Genomic DNA, 15225 nt, shown 5'->3' with positions numbered 1-15225 from the left:
AGTGGTTGAAGGTAGAGTTCTTCTAAAAGTTTAAAATGTAATCGGTAAGGTTGTCCTGGTGCGGTAAATTGAATTTTTTACGGAGTCGGTACCGCTTCATTTCAACGCTTTTTACCGATATGTTGAGGAGTGGCGCTATTTCTTTCGAAGAGAGGTTCAACCTTAAATATGCACATAATCTTAAATCATTATTGGTAAGGTCCTCATGTTTTGACTTTATTCTTTTGAGGAAATCTTTGTCGGCATTGTTGAAGGCATCTTCAAAGAATTTCCAGTCATCTTCGCTGTTGATATTGCGGTCTATTTCCTTAATTACCGTTTTTATGCTCTTGCCTTTGTCGGTAACGGTGTTCAACTGCGATTTTAACTGCGAGAGGAATTTGTTCTTTTTTAGGATGCTCATAGTGGAAATGGCCAACTCCCGGTTTTTGTTTTCAATCTCATCTTGAAGCTTGTCGTTAAGTATTTGTGCAATGCGCTCTTTTTCTTGAAGCTCCCGACGCTCCAATTCCTTTTGATTTTTAAGAATCAGCGTTTCTTGTTTTTTACGGTAATACCTTTTGTAAAGTCTATGTATCAGAAAAAAGATGAGACACAATGCAAGGATATAGGCAATAATTGCGCTGATGGACCAATACCAAGGTCGTGCAATGGAAAACTGGTAAGAAGCCGTATTTTCGGTCGCGGAGTTTCCTACCATGGCCCGAACTCTAAAAGTGTATTCCCCAAAAGACAAATTGTTGAATGTGGTCTCCGGAATTTCATCCCATTCGCTCCACTCATCGTAAATGCCTTCCAACTTATATTGGTACTTTACTTCCGTGTATTTATCAAACTCTGGTACGCTATACTCAAATTTTACATTGTTGTTGGTATAGGAGAACTCACCAATAGATTGCGTTGGAATTCTGGTGGACAAATTAGGGTAATCTCCATAAAAAACATGGTTGATTTTAATCGTGTTTTCAATTGGAGTTACGTTGTCCAAATCTAATGTTACGTACCCATTTGAGCTACCAATAAGGTATTTGTTCTCTGAGATTCTGGAAATGTTTTCAAACCCCGAAACCCCAAGGTTGCTCCGAAGCGTGCTCGACATGGGAACATAATTCACACTCAATTTTCCACTCAACGTGCTCTGCGTAATATATTTTATGCCGTTTTCGGTAAAAAACCATAACCGTTCTTGAATAGTATCTGGTATTACAATGCTAATAGGGTTCTCATTTTCAACAAAAACCATCTTGGTCAATGTACTATCCAAAGAAATGTTGTCAAGCTCATTTTCTATGGTGTAAATACCGTCGTAGGTCTTATAGTACAATCGATTTTTAAATTTGAATATGTTGGAGCTATGACCAACAGGTTCCTCGTTTATCACCTTTTCAGCCCGTTTCAAGTTGGGGTCCAAGAAAATATGATAAAGTCCTTTTTGTTCATGGTTCACAACGATTTCCAAAGAGTCTACTATTTCAAAAAATCGACTGGAAATACTAAAGTTTTCAATGGTATTTCGGAGTTTCCATGACCCAGCATTTTTTTCCAAAACACTGAGACCATTGTAATTTCCCTGAAGGATAAGATTGGGAGTAGTGGGCATCGGTTTCACGCCCCAAGTCCCTGGAAAATCGGAAATTTGTTGCGCACGACTGCCCTCAACCACAAAAGTGCCCCTGTTATGTCCGCAAAAAACGGTAGAGTCTACCAGTTGTAGATTCCAAACTTGCCCTTCAGTGCCGGGAATCATTCTAAATTCTTCAGCCCCCTCTTCTTTTCTAAAGAAAAGACCTTGATTTGTCCCAAGGTACAGATAGCCATCATGGTTGAGCGCGGCATAGACCAGACCGATATTTCCGAGCTTATCCACATATTCATTAAAAGGAGAATAGAGATTGACCACGCTAATGCCATTGTCCAGCCCCAGCCACAAATTATGATCTACATCCTCAAAAAGGGATAAAACGGTATTATTGTTGAGACCCTTCGCTTGGTTGATGTTCCTGAGCAACCGCCCATCCGAAGTCAAATGATAAAAACCATTGGATATGCTCCCAAGGACAAAGCTCCCATCTTTTAAGCGTATACTGCTGTATAAGGTGATGTTCAATGAATCCAAGTCGGTTGGCCAAGGTGTGAGGGATTCAAAATTATATTGGTAAAATCGGGCATCTTCGGTTACAATCAAAAGGTAATTCTCAACATCATAAATGCCGATTATGGATGTATTGGTCAAAACAGTAGCGTCATTTACCAATATGGGCTCTCCGTTTTCAATGGTAAAGAGTCCTTCCCTGTCTTTTTGAAAATAAACCTTATCCTTGACCAAGTTGAGATTGGCTTTGGCCGAATTCGCCTCTATGATTTTAAAACTATCTTCCAGTTGGTCATAAATATAAATCCGGTCCAAGGATTGAAAAAGCACCCAATGGTCCAAAGCAAGGATATCCCAAAACTCCTCATCTTCAGAGAGTGGCTTGTCCAGTCTTTCCGAAAGGGAGGTGTATAACAGTTGACCGGTTTCGTCTTTGCTCCAAAATCCGAATTCTCTATAAGATCCCGTATAGATTTTATCATCAACAACGATTACCGAACGGATTATGGATGAAGTAGGAAGTTTAAAACTGTGCCATTTGTTTCCATCAAACTCCAAAAGACTGGTGTGGTTGGCCACATATATGTTTCTAGAATTGGATTGCGAAATACCCCAATTCTGATATTCCCCATTATATTCTTTTGGGGTATAATTTTGAATAGGAGGCAACTCTTGGGCACAGAGATTCGCGCTGAAGCCTACCAGAAAAAAAAGAATTGAAAGCCTCAATGCAACTAGTTTTTGACGAGTACGAATATGTTGTGAAGATATGAAAAATAGAATAAGGGTTTGGGCCAAAATGAAATGATATCAGTAGAGCCCTGCCTCTACGAATTGCCTGATTCTTTTCCTGCTTTAGTTTACCTTTGCCGCCTTGAAAGGTGTATTTATTGCACTTTCCGCTATTCCATCTTGCATATGAAGATAATCAACAGGATTAAATTGGACCGCTTTGTTCTGGCCATTATTCTAGTGGTATTGTTGGCCTATTTTTTTCCCGGTTTGGGTGGTAGGGAAAGTAAGATTCCTTTGGACCAGATTTCCAGTGTGGGTATCTCGCTCATCTTCTTTTTCTATGGTCTAAAACTCAGTCCGGAGAAAATAAAAACGGGATTAAAGAATTGGCGACTCCACTTTTTGGTACAGCTTTCTGTTTTTCTGTTTTTTCCGTTGCTGGTTCTGACCTTTTACCCGTTCTTGGGTTCTGGTGAAAATAGCAGCATCTGGCTGGCTTTTCTGTTTATGGCAGCCTTACCCTCAACGGTTTCTTCATCGGTGGTGATGGTATCTTTGGCCAAAGGAAATGTTCCGGCAGCTATTTTCAATGCAAGTATTTCAGGACTTATTGGAATTGTGGTCACACCACTTTGGATGGGTATCTTTTTGGAGCAGGGGTCAGGTGATTTTGATTTGTTGGACGTTTATCTAAAACTCCTCACCGAAATTTTATTACCTGTGATTTTGGGTCTATTGTTGAATCGATATCTGGGGAAATACGCAGCTCGTTACAGCTCTTATTTGACGCTTTTTGATAAATCCGTCATTTTGCTGATCATTTACAAAAGCTTTGTGCATTCCTTTGAGGACAATGTTTTCAGTTCAGTGGATTTGAAAGATTTTCTATTGATTTATGCGGGTGTTTTAGGCTTATTTTTTCTTGTGTATTTTGTTATTGGATTGGTTGCGGATAAACTTCAGTTTAATCGAGAAGACCGAATAACGGCCCAATTTTGTGGGACAAAAAAATCATTGGTGCATGGTACCGTGTTTTCCAAGATTCTGTTCCCAGCTACTATGCCCATAGGAATCATTCTGCTTCCGCTAATGCTTTTTCACGCTTCGCAGATTTTTATCATAAGTATTATGGCTACCCGCATTGGAAATCGGCAACCCACTCAGTGATACCATCAACAGGCAAATCGTTTATTGTTGAAGCAAATGCATTTAAGGCGAAAGTACAGTTCGAAACCCAAGATGCTCCATTCCAGAATCGGGGCTGGTGGCCATTCGTGCACTGATGCGGTAGCTGGCACAATACGAAGCACTGCACAAGAATGAACCTCCTTTGATGACCTTTTCTATGGCATATGGGTTTGAAGCGTTGAACGCCTTTGTTGCACCTTTTGGATTTTTGGTAGTCTCATTTTTGTTTGCTAGCTCAGTATAGTAATTGGAATTGTACCAATCATTGGTCCATTCCCAAACATTCCCTGCCATATCATAAAGTCCAAAATCGTTTTTTGGGTAGCTCATCACCGGAGCCAAACGTTCATAACCATCTTCTTGACTGTTATTGACAGGAAATTCGCCTTCCCATGAATTGGCATAATTTTGTAATACGTCAATATCATCACCCCAGAAAAACAAGGCGTCGGTTTTACCTGCCCTTGCAGCATACTCCCATTCCGCTTCCGTAGGAAGTCTTCTGCCAGCCCATTTGCAATAAGCCAAGGCATCTTCTAGGGCAATATGTACCACGGGATCATTTTCTTTACCATCAATAGAACTGTTTGGACCACTTGGGTGGCTCCAATCAGCACCAATCCTCCATTCCCACCATTGGGAATAATCGTAAAGATTTGGCACACTGGACTTGGTCTTTTTGAATACTAAAGAACCCGGTTGCAAAATGGAATCGTGGGGTTTGGGCGTGCCTTCGGGCAATTGCTTTTTCATTTCCTCCCAATCAATTTTGCGTTCAGCTACGGTAACATACCCCGTTTCCTTTACGAATTCGGCAAATTGGGCGTTGGTCACTTCATGTTCATCCATAAAGAATCCATCAACCGAAACACGATGCGCGGGACGCTCATGTGACATGGCCATTTTGTCATTGGTAACGGCACCTTGCACAAAATTTCCACCCGGAATCCAGACCATTCCCTCTGGAGCTTCCATGGAAGGTGCTTTCACTTCAACGGAATCTTTCAATTCCGCAGTTTTAGTGGAGCCTATATTTTTTTTGCAGCTTGATGAAGCTATCAAAAGGATGAAGAAGAACAACCCCCCGAATTTTAATTTTGGTATCCTGATCATCTTATTTTTAGTGTAAAAACAGTATCATAACATCCATCAAATATACAATATGCAATTATTTTTGAATTGTATTTGAAGTGGATTGCCACCTGACTTTTTAGCCAAGGAGAGGTAGATTTTTGGTAGCACGGATACCATTATGTCGATTTGATTTTCTTAACTTTGCATCATGCAAACAAAAACACAAAGGTCCGTATCATCGTTTAACCAAGAGCTGAAGCTAAAAGGGTTCAACGTTTTCAAGATTGAAGAGGATAATAGCGCCACAAAGATTTACAGTCGAAAGGACTTTTACAAGATTTGTTTGACCACTGGAAAAAGTATCATCAACTATTCTGATCGAAGTTTTGAGCAAGAGGGAACCATTCTATTTTTTGGGAATCCGCACATCCCATATTCATGGGAGACGATTTCTACTTCGTATGTTGGTTATACCTGCTTGTTTTCTGAGGATTTCCTCAATTTATCTGAACGATCTGACAGTATTCTTAAATCACCTTTGTTTAGTTTGGGAGGTACTCCGGTATTGAAGATAAGCGAGAACCAAAGACTGTTCTTGAATGCCATTTTTGAAAAAATGATTGAAGAGCAGCAAACAGACTATTCCCTTAAAGATGATTTAATTAGAAATTATATTCACCTGATTCTTCACGAAGCCCTGAAGATGCAACCTTCCGAGAATTACGCCCAGCACCAGAGCGCGGCCTCTCGGTTGACCAATGTGTTCTTGGAGCTGTTGGAAAGGCAGTTTCCCATTGAGACTGCGGATAGTCCTTTACAGTTGCGCACCCCTCAGGATTATGCCGATAACCTATCGGTGCATGTGAATTATTTGAATAAATCCATCAAGGAAGTAACAGGTAAATCTACATCGACCCACATTTCGGAACGAATTGTTACGGAAGCAAAAGCCCTTTTGCAACACACCAATTGGAATGTGAGCGAAGTAGCCTATGCACTCGGTTTCGACTATCCCACCTATTTCAATAACTATTTCAAGCGATTAACAGGGACCACGCCCAAGGCCATTCGGTCTTAATATTTGAATTTCTTAATTTTTGATGTGATTATCGTTATCTGGAGGCTCTATTCCAGCCATACCTTTGTGCCATATTCTTTTTACAACAAAGAAAATGGGCAATGGAAAACGAATCTAACAACATCTTTCAACGCCTAAAAAAGGGAGTGGCACTTTCATTTGACGAAGTTGAATTTTATAAACTAGCCGAAGGAGCGGAACGGGCCATGGCCATTTTAGTGGAGCTGAACTCATCCAAAACTATCGGTGATATCAGAAAACAGCTCAGCACTTTGGTTGGGTATCAGGTAGATGAAAGTACTACACTTTACACCCCCTTCAGTTCCAATTACGGAAAGAACATTAAACTGGGCAAGAACGTCTTTATCAATCAGAATTGCCAAATACTGGATTTGGGAGGCGTTACCATAGATGATAATGTAATGATTGGACCTCGAGTAAATCTCTTGTCCGAAACACATCCCATTGCACCTGAATCCAGAAAGTTTCTAATCGCAAAACCCATTCATATAAAACAAAATGCATGGATAGGAGCGGGAGCAACCATTCTTCCGGGAGTAACAATTGGGGAACATGCGGTGGTTGCGGCAGGTGCTGTGGTCTCGAAAGATGTTCCTGCCCGAACTGTAGCGGCGGGTATTCCAGCCAAGGTGGTTAAATCAATTTAAAAATGAAAAAAATGAAACAGATACTATTTATTACAATCGCTGCAGTGCTTGTTTTTAGTCAAGTATTCAGTCAATCAAATTCAAAACAAAAATTAAGCAATATGAGCAGAACAGCAGAACAATATACCTTCGATTTAAGTGATCAGGTATCCAGACAGAGTGTAACATTCAAAAACCGTTATGGAATAACGTTAGCGGGAGATTTATACACTCCTAAAAATACAGCAGGCGAAAAATTGTCCGCCTTGGCCATTAGTGGACCTTTTGGTGCGGTGAAAGAACAAGCGTCAGGTTTATATGCCAATCAAATGGCGGAAAGAGGTTTTGTGGTGTTGGCCTTTGATCCTTCCTACACAGGGGAAAGTGGGGGTGAGCCAAGACACGTAGCTTCACCGGATATCAATACTGAGGATTTTAGTGCAGCAATCGACTTTTTGGGACTGCAACAAAATGTAGATCGTGAAAAGGTGGGAATCATCGGAATCTGCGGTTTCGGAGGTTTTGCCTTGAACGCGACTGCGGTTGACAAAAGAGTAAAAGCGGTTGCTACCACAAGTATGTATGACATGTCCAGAGTCAATGCAAAGGGTTACTTTGATTCCACTACACCAGAGCAACGTACCCAAATGTTGGAACAAATGAACCAACAAAGATGGGTTGATGCAGAAAATGGAACCGCAGCTTTATCAGGACTTGGATTGCCGAACGAAATCAAAGGGGATGAACCTGAATTTGTAAAAGGATATTTTGATTATTACAAAACAGACAGGGGCTTTCACCCAAGATCCATCAACTCCAACAGTTCTTGGACAGTTACCACCCCAATTTCTCTCATGAATATGCCAATTATGACGTATATCAAAGAGATTTCTCCAAGACCTGTATTGATTATTGCTGGGGAAAATGCCCACTCTAAATATTTTAGTGAGGACGCTTTTGAAGCAGCAAACGAACCCAAGGAATTAATGATCATTCCTGGAAAAGTACATACTGACCTTTACGATCAATTGGATGTGATTCCTTTTGAAAAGTTGGAAAAGTTCTTTTCAGATAATCTGTAAAGAATTGGTTGCTAGTGCTGCGGTCAGACTTTTGATCGTAGCACTTTTTTGCACTTTTAAATGAAACAATAACTCCAAACAGAAGGAATTCAAAAACTAACAATGATAAGAGTAACTTTTTTGACAATTCTTTTAGGCGTTTTTGGAATGGTGTATTGGTTTTCCCATATAGAAAATCGACCTTTAAAAGAACAGGTAACTATCAAAAATATGAAATTGAAAATCTCATTCGGAGACACTGAACTAACCGCAACTTTGAACGATAATGATACCACACGGGATTTTATTTCCATGCTTCCAATTACAACACAATTGGAAGATTATGCAAATAATGAGAAGATTTTTTACCCGGAAAGAAAGTTGACCAAAGTTGGGGCGCCAGGCGGATATCAACCCTCAAAAGGAGATATCACCTATTACGCTCCATGGGGTGATGTTGCTATTTTTTATAAAGATTTCAGCTATTCTTTGGGGCTTATTCGATTAGGGGAGATAGATGGCAACAGAATTGAAAAGCTTCAAAAAATAGCAACCGAACCAGTAACTTTTGAGATTCTTGAAGAATAGCATATCAGTCAAAAGTTTATTCAAACCAAGTAACCCCAACGGCCACAAAAGCATAACTTCTGAGCTGTTTTAGCAAAATCAGCATGTCTGTTACCGATAAAAAGCAAAACTATGGTTTTCGTTGAAAACAAAATGGTAACTTACTTTAAAACAATTTGTTATGAATTATTTTCTAAAAAATATAGTGTGGTTGGTGTTGTTGTTGTTGATGGTAGGGGGAATTCAACTATCATGCAGTTCCAGTGAAGCCCCGGGAGCTCCGGATGTTGAAGAACCTCAAGGCTCCGACGATGATACAATCGGAGACGACGAAAATGATGATAGCGATGACGACCCATCAACCCCCGAAGAAACGTTAGATCCTGTGGAAACGGCAGACCCAAATGCGGATTATTCCCCTGCGTTTGAAGGACAAACAAGAATCGCAGGTGCCCAGACGGAAACCGAATATACCGTGTCCGTTTTTGCAACGGGTCTTACCAATCCTTGGGGGATGGCCCAGTTACCCGATGGTAGAATTTTAGTGACTGAAAAGGGTGGGAATATGCGTCTGGTTTCCGTTTCTGGGAGCGTAAGTGCGCCTATCACAGGTATTCCATCAGTGAATAGTGCAGGACAAGGTGGTCTTTTGGATGTGGCCATAGACCCAAATTTTGATGAAAATAGAATGGTTTATTGGACCTTTTCCCAAAACGGACCTGGTGGCACCGCAACTGCAGTGGCAAAAGGTAGACTTTCGGACAGTGAAGACCAAGTAGAGGACGCCACAGTAATCTACACCGCCATTCCAGAATTTGATAGTACACTCCACTATGGATCTCGACTGGCTTGGGATGGACAGGGAAATCTATTTGTTAGCACAGGGGAGCGGTCCAGTACAATAACTCGTCCAGAAGCTCAAGAATTGGATGCTGCCTTGGGCAAGGTATTGCGGATTACCACTGATGGAGAACCTGCAGCCGGTAATCCATTTACATCGGAAACAGGCGTTCTCCCCGAAATTTATTCGTACGGACATCGGAATGTGCAAGGATTGGCCATTCATCCTATTACCGGTGACCTTTGGGAATCAGAACTGGGTCCAAGGGGAGGGGATGAAATCAACCTGATTGAAGCTGGCGCCGACTACGGCTGGCCCACCATCTCTTACGGTTTGGAATACAGTGGTGCGGCTATTGGGGCAGGCATAACCCAACAAAGTGGAATGGAGCAACCTGTATATTACTGGGACCCGGTAGTATCGCCAAGCGGTATGGATTTTTATGCTGGAAATGCGATTCCTGAATGGACCAACAACCTGTTTTTAGCAGCTTTGAGTGGTGAACATGTTGTACGATTGATCATTAAGGATAATGTGGTTGTGGGTGAAGAACGATTGTTGGTAAGCGAAGGTCGTCGGTTCAGGGATATTTTGGATGGAGCAGATGGTTCCTTATATGCGCTTTCCGATGGTGATAATGCGGTAATATACCGTGTTGGACTTTAAGATAAGCTGCAACTACTCATAAAGAGCGTTATTTTTTAAGTACTGAATCCTTGATGGTTCTGTGCTCAAATGCGTCAAACTGTATCGCTATCAAATCAAGGTTTGATTCTCTTAATTTTAGATTTGATTTTCATTATACTCCGCATTTATCATAGTCGTAACTTGCTGATGTATTGATTATTAAAGTGGTGTTAATGGAATTTTACATGTTTTTCTGAAAATTACACATCGCATCAAAATAAGAGGTCTCAAATTTGAATTGAGACCTGATTCCCGACATGAATTTTAAAAAACCAAAAAACAGAAAAGCAAAAATGAAGAACACAAGTTTAGCGCTAATCACAATGGTTTTTGTTTTGCTTCTTAGCTGCAAGCAAAATGAAAAACAAGAGGAAACAGAAGAGATTGTAGATATTCAAAAAGTAGAGGCAATTTTCCCTCAAGGTCAAAAAGGTTCAGATACACTTTTTACTGGAAATGCCTATAACTATGGATTGGTACCTATGGACTCTACCTATACCATGCTCGTTGGCAATGTTTATTTTGAACCGGGTGCCCGCAGTAATTGGCATACACATCCCGCAGGTCAAATTTTGATCATTACCGATGGTGAAGGATTTCATCAGATAGAAGGACAGCCCATTGAGGTACTCAAAAAAGGAAGTGTGACCAAATGCCCACCCGATGCAAAGCACTGGCATGGCGCAAGTCCTGAGAAGGGCATGCAACAGCTCTATATCCTTCCCAATACAGAGAAGGGTGTGGTAAACTGGATGGAACCAGTCACTGATGAACAATACATGGGTAATTAGTTTTTGCCACAAATGTTTAAATCGAATAAATACTATTAAAAAACATACTATGATACTACAAGAAACATATACATTAAATAACGGAGTACAAATTCCAAAATTGGGATTGGGTACTTGGTTTATAAGTAATGAGGATGCTGTGCAAGCAGTAAAGGATGCTGTAAAATTGGGATACCGCCATATTGATACCGCCCAAGCATACCAAAATGAGGAAGGAGTGGGAAAAGGTATCAAAGAAAGTGGTGTGGACCGAAAAGAACTCTTCGTAACCACAAAACTTGCTGCAGAGGTTAAATCCTATGATGAAGCAGTTGCTGCTATTGATAAATCATTGGAGGTAATGGGATTGGATTATATCGATTTGATGATCATCCACAGCCCAAAACCATGGCAGGATTTTCAGGGAGAGGAACGTTTTTTTGAGGGCAATCTTGAGGCTTGGAAAGCTTTGGAAGAAGCCTATGAAGCTGGAAAAATAAGGCCATTGGTTTATCTAATTTTGAAGTGGAAGATGTAAAGAACATCCTTGAAAATGGTACAGTGAAACCAGCAGTGAACCAAGTGTTGGCACACATTTCCAACGTGCCAGAAAAGACGATTAAGTTCTGTGAAGACAATGGTGTTTTGTTAGAAGCCTATTCCCCAATCGGTCACGGAGAATTGTTCAAAAATGATGAGGTGGCTGAGATGGCCAAGAAATATGGCGTATCCATTCCGCAATTGGGAATCCGTTTCGATTTGCAATTAGGACTACTTCCTTTGCCTAAAACGGCCAATCCCGACCACATGAAAGGAAACGCCCAATTAGATTTTGAAATTTCCGAAGCCGATATGGAAACACTTCAGAATATGGAAAAGATCAAGGATTACGGAGAAGCTAGCAAGTTTCCCGTATTCGCTTAGGTTTTTGTTGTAAGAAATTTTAAATAAATAAAATTAGAGTCATGAAAATTTATAAAAATGGGGAAATCCCATCCATGAAAGGACCCGATGCATGGTTCACGGGAGATGTGATCGTAGACCCATTGTATCAAAATATTGAAAATGTCACCAAAGGGGCAGCTGCCTTGGTCACTTTTGCACCAGGAGCAAGAACGGCTTGGCACACGCACCCTGCAGGGCAAACGTTAATTGTGCAATCAGGATTGGGATGGATTCAAAAGGAGGGCGGCCCCATTGAAGAAATACGCCCTGGGGACATCGTGTATTTCGAACCCAATGAAAAACACTGGCATGGGGCTTCGGCCAATAAAGCCATGAGCCATATTGCTATTCAAGAAGAAGTGAATGGTGAGGTGGTGACTTGGATGGAAAAAGTGTCCGACGAACAATATTCCAAAAGCTAGAACTAACTTAAAAATTTATTGAAAAAGAAAATTTGACTTTGGGTAACGGGGTAACTCGATTACCCAAAGTTTTTAAAAGAGGACGATGATGAGCACAATATCAAAAAACCTAACAACTGAAGAGATTGAACAAATTGCAGAGGCTGATGATTTTCACATTTCAGTTCTTCGGGAAGATGGAGAAACTTATGGAACATTGACCTGGATTTGGTCTGTGGCAGTGGATGGAAAACTATATGCACGTGCGTATAATGGTATTAATTCCAGGTGGTACAAATCAGCCCTTAAGCAAAAGCATGGGAAAATAGAGGCTGCCGGAATGGAACGAAAAGTACATCTTGAGCCCTTAAAAGGTGCTTTGAATGATAAAATTGACCAAGCCTATCGGGATAAATATAGCTCCAGCCCATATTTGGGTTCGATGATAAGCGATAGGGCCAGAGCGGCAACCGTTAATGTGATTTAAAATCGATAAGGATGCTATTATTTGAACAATCGCTGTACAAATGTTGTTAAATAGTCGCGCCAGTTGTTCCAAGTGTGGCCACCACTGGTTTCAACGTATTCATATTTCATACCGATGGCATCCATTTCTTTTCTAAAGTTCTCATTCCCTTTGTAAATCATTGCCATGTCGTCTTCACCCATTCCCATCCAGTATAATTGATACCCATTTTTCATTTGTTGCTTTAGCTTTGCTTCCTTGTTTTCATACATCTTTGAGGTTACATTGTTCATGGGAACACCCAATGCTGAAGAGAACAACCCCACATAATCAAATGTGTTGGGATAGTTCAACGAAATATTGGCGGTATGGAAACCTCCCATAGACAAACCAGCGATGGCCCTATCCGCTTTGGTTCCCGAAGTTCTGTAGTTATCCTCAATAAATTTGATGACATCACCAAACGTTTCTTCAAACTTGCCATCCATGGTGTTGGGGAGCATAAAGGTTATTTTAGGAAATCCACTACTGCCATTTCCTGGTGAAGCATCTTGGTAAACATTACCATTGGTCATTACCACGATCATGGGTTCTGCTTTTCCTTGTGCAATTAAGTTGTCCATTATTTGGGCCGCTCTTCCAGAGCCTAACCATGCCTCTTCATCACCGCCAATGCCATGTAAAAGGTATAATACGGGGTAATCTTCGGTGTTGTTTTCATAACCGGAAGGAGTGTAAACGGACAGTCTTCGCTTTTTAGAATTCCCGGGGGAATCATACCATCTATAGGCAACAGTGCCATGCGGCACATCTTGAACTTTGTACAGGTCTGCTTTACCTCCCTCCACCAAAAATATATTGGAAAGATTGCTCACATCCCTAATAACATAAGAGTTGGCGGGATCAACTGTGCGGACACTGTCCACTATAAAATTATATCGATACAATTCAGAGGGCAAAACCGGTGTGGTAAAAGACCAAATACCCTTCTCTCCTTTTTCCATGGAATAGGTAATGGGAGCAAAAGCATTTTCACCATCCAGACTTCCGGACACGCTTACCGATTGGGCCAAAGGTGCCTTAATTTTGAATGTAACTGTTTTATCTGGATTGATTTCAGGGGAAACTAGGGCCGGTTCATTAAAAAGGTCTTGCTGTGCCTGCAAGGAAAAGGTGATGAATGCTAAAATTAAAACACTGAGCTTTTTCATAGTAATATCTTTTTAAAGAGTTTTTGGGACGCAGTTCCGTTATTCTACCGAGATATTCTTTTTGGACATCATGAGGAATAAAATTCCACATAGCAACCAAGCTGGAAGCGTCATAAAAGATAAGAAAACATCGAATGTTATGGAAACAAAATAGCAGAGACCAAAACTTATGATCCATGCCCAAAATACCGCTCTGTTGAACTTAATGTTGATTGTTTCAGCATAGTTTTCCACTAGGTTTACCTTTTTTCCGAAGAAATGTTCAAACACAATAATGGCTCCCATGGGTGCCAAAATGAAGCCGTAAAGTGCTACAAAATCCAATAACTTCATGGCAAATGCAGGAAACAAGCCGGCCAGGGTGGCCACACTTCCGGCTATAATGGTCACCCAAAATGTTGAGGTTTTGGGAACAATGGCCTGAAAGGCCAATCCTGCCCGATAAATGGTTGGGTTCGCTGTGGTCCATCCTGCCAAAACAACGGCGATGGCACCAAAAATGCCCAAAGCATTATAAGCCAATGGCCCGGGTGCTACAGTGGGTGCGGTGCCCGCTGATAAAGCGGTTTGAGCTTCTGGCGATTTTAAATACACGGCATAGAGTAGGGCGGCGGCTATCCATGCCATATAGTGCCCCACATACATTCCGGCCGCTGTGGTCCATCCAGAGCTTGCTTTTTTGGCGAATCTGAAAACGGATAGATCGGACATCCCCACGTGCATGGCGGCATTGGCAAACCAAGACCAAATAGTCACATGCCAGAATGTGTATTTAATTTGTCCTGGAAAAGGCTCGCTACCTTCACCCCAAATATTCCAAAAATCGGAAAAGTTATGTACGTTCAAATCGCGAAGCGCAACAATACCGCTTGCTAAAAATGCCAATACAATCACTGGGGCCATCCAATTGGCGGCTTTGGAAACGGTTTCATAGCCTTTTGCGGCGATAATTGAAATCACGGCACCAATGGCCAAAACAATTATGATCCAAGTGATGCCATTTGGCATAGTATCGGTCAGTTTGGGCATTTCCATGTTGAAGGGGATACCTACCGCAGTCGCGGAAACCGTAATCATTGCCCCGGCCAAGAAACAGAACAAAATTCCATTGGCAAGGTTGTACCCAATCACGAGTTTTTTCCCCACGATTTTCTCCAATTGATAGTACAGCGTCAATCGATATTTCACCGCAATTTCTGCGGTCAAAAAACGCCAGCTCAATACGGCCAAAAGATTGCCCAAGAGCAGACCAATAATCAAATCAAAAGCACTTACTCCGGTGGTCAAAAAAAGTGGGCCAATCACAAATTCCGTTCCTGCCGCATGTTCCCCGGCATACATGCCCAAAAAGCTTTTCCAGCTTTTTAATTTGGATTGAGGTACAGGTTCGCGTTCAAATTCGCCCCCTGCGATTTCCTCTATTTCTTCGTCTATGTTGAATTGGCTCATGAAATTTGGTTTG

General features: G+C 41.3%; 13 protein-coding genes and 1 pseudogene. 10 read left to right on the top strand and 4 right to left on the bottom strand.

Features of this window, described 5'->3' with window-relative positions; genetic code table 11:
* Positions 1-22: 22 nt before the first annotated feature.
* On the bottom strand, positions 23-2821 hold the full coding sequence (locus ACFSJE_RS04765) for a triple tyrosine motif-containing protein (protein ID WP_379829838.1): 2799 nt from the start codon (positions 2819-2821) through the stop codon (positions 23-25).
* Positions 2822-3010: 189 nt separating this feature from the next.
* On the opposite strand from ACFSJE_RS04765, the gene ACFSJE_RS04760 reads away from it, so the two are divergent.
* Entirely contained in the window at positions 3011-3994 is a 984-nt protein-coding gene (locus ACFSJE_RS04760) for a bile acid:sodium symporter family protein (RefSeq protein ID WP_379829837.1), read from the top strand.
* Between the two features lie 42 nt (positions 3995-4036).
* On the opposite strand, the gene ACFSJE_RS04755 is transcribed toward ACFSJE_RS04760, so the two are convergent.
* Entirely contained in the window at positions 4037-5128 is a 1092-nt protein-coding gene (locus tag ACFSJE_RS04755; protein WP_379829836.1) for a formylglycine-generating enzyme family protein, read from the bottom strand.
* Between the two features lie 169 nt (positions 5129-5297).
* On the opposite strand from ACFSJE_RS04755, the gene ACFSJE_RS04750 reads away from it, so the two are divergent.
* The 9 genes and pseudogenes from ACFSJE_RS04750 (at position 5298) to ACFSJE_RS04710 (ending at position 12573) form a co-directional block, all read left to right on the top strand.
* Positions 5298-6167: a helix-turn-helix domain-containing protein gene (locus tag ACFSJE_RS04750; RefSeq protein ID WP_379829835.1), complete on the top strand. Its 870-nt coding sequence runs from the start codon at positions 5298-5300 to the stop codon at positions 6165-6167.
* A 101-nt stretch (positions 6168-6268) separates the two neighbouring features.
* Positions 6269-6835, top strand: a complete 567-nt coding sequence (locus ACFSJE_RS04745; RefSeq protein ID WP_379829834.1) for a DapH/DapD/GlmU-related protein — start codon at positions 6269-6271, stop codon at positions 6833-6835.
* A gap of 101 nt (positions 6836-6936) precedes the next feature.
* On the top strand, positions 6937-7896 hold the full coding sequence (locus ACFSJE_RS04740; protein ID WP_379829833.1) for an alpha/beta hydrolase: 960 nt from the start codon (positions 6937-6939) through the stop codon (positions 7894-7896).
* 210 nt (positions 7897-8106) lie between these two features.
* Complete coding sequence (locus ACFSJE_RS04735; RefSeq protein ID WP_379829832.1) at positions 8107-8463, top strand: cyclophilin-like fold protein; 357 nt, start codon at positions 8107-8109, stop codon at positions 8461-8463.
* Between the two features lie 160 nt (positions 8464-8623).
* Entirely contained in the window at positions 8624-9949 is a 1326-nt protein-coding gene (locus ACFSJE_RS04730) for a PQQ-dependent sugar dehydrogenase (protein ID WP_379829831.1), read from the top strand.
* A gap of 314 nt (positions 9950-10263) precedes the next feature.
* Positions 10264-10761: a cupin domain-containing protein gene (locus ACFSJE_RS04725; RefSeq protein ID WP_379829830.1), complete on the top strand. Its 498-nt coding sequence runs from the start codon at positions 10264-10266 to the stop codon at positions 10759-10761.
* Positions 10739-11664: pseudogene (locus ACFSJE_RS04720) on the top strand (aldo/keto reductase). Before ACFSJE_RS04725 ends, ACFSJE_RS04720 begins: the two are co-directional and overlap by 23 nt.
* A 41-nt stretch (positions 11665-11705) precedes the next feature.
* Complete coding sequence (locus ACFSJE_RS04715) at positions 11706-12107, top strand: (R)-mandelonitrile lyase (protein WP_379829829.1); 402 nt, start codon at positions 11706-11708, stop codon at positions 12105-12107.
* Between the two features lie 88 nt (positions 12108-12195).
* Positions 12196-12573, top strand: coding sequence for a DUF2255 family protein (locus tag ACFSJE_RS04710; protein ID WP_379829828.1), 378 nt, complete (start codon positions 12196-12198; stop codon positions 12571-12573).
* 17 nt (positions 12574-12590) lie between these two features.
* Here ACFSJE_RS04710 and ACFSJE_RS04705 read toward each other — a convergent pair whose 3' ends face one another.
* Entirely contained in the window at positions 12591-13763 is a 1173-nt protein-coding gene (locus ACFSJE_RS04705) for an esterase (RefSeq protein ID WP_379829827.1), read from the bottom strand.
* Between the two features lie 39 nt (positions 13764-13802).
* Positions 13803-15212: a purine-cytosine permease family protein gene (locus ACFSJE_RS04700; protein ID WP_379829826.1), complete on the bottom strand. Its 1410-nt coding sequence runs from the start codon at positions 15210-15212 to the stop codon at positions 13803-13805.
* Between the last annotated feature and the right edge of the window lie 13 nt (positions 15213-15225).

The organism is Flagellimonas iocasae, from assembly GCF_042682725.1.
Lineage (GTDB): Bacteria > Bacteroidota > Bacteroidia > Flavobacteriales > Flavobacteriaceae > Flagellimonas > Flagellimonas iocasae.
Note: the sequence above shows the minus strand (reverse complement) of the source record. Positions and strands in the feature narration are given on the sequence as shown.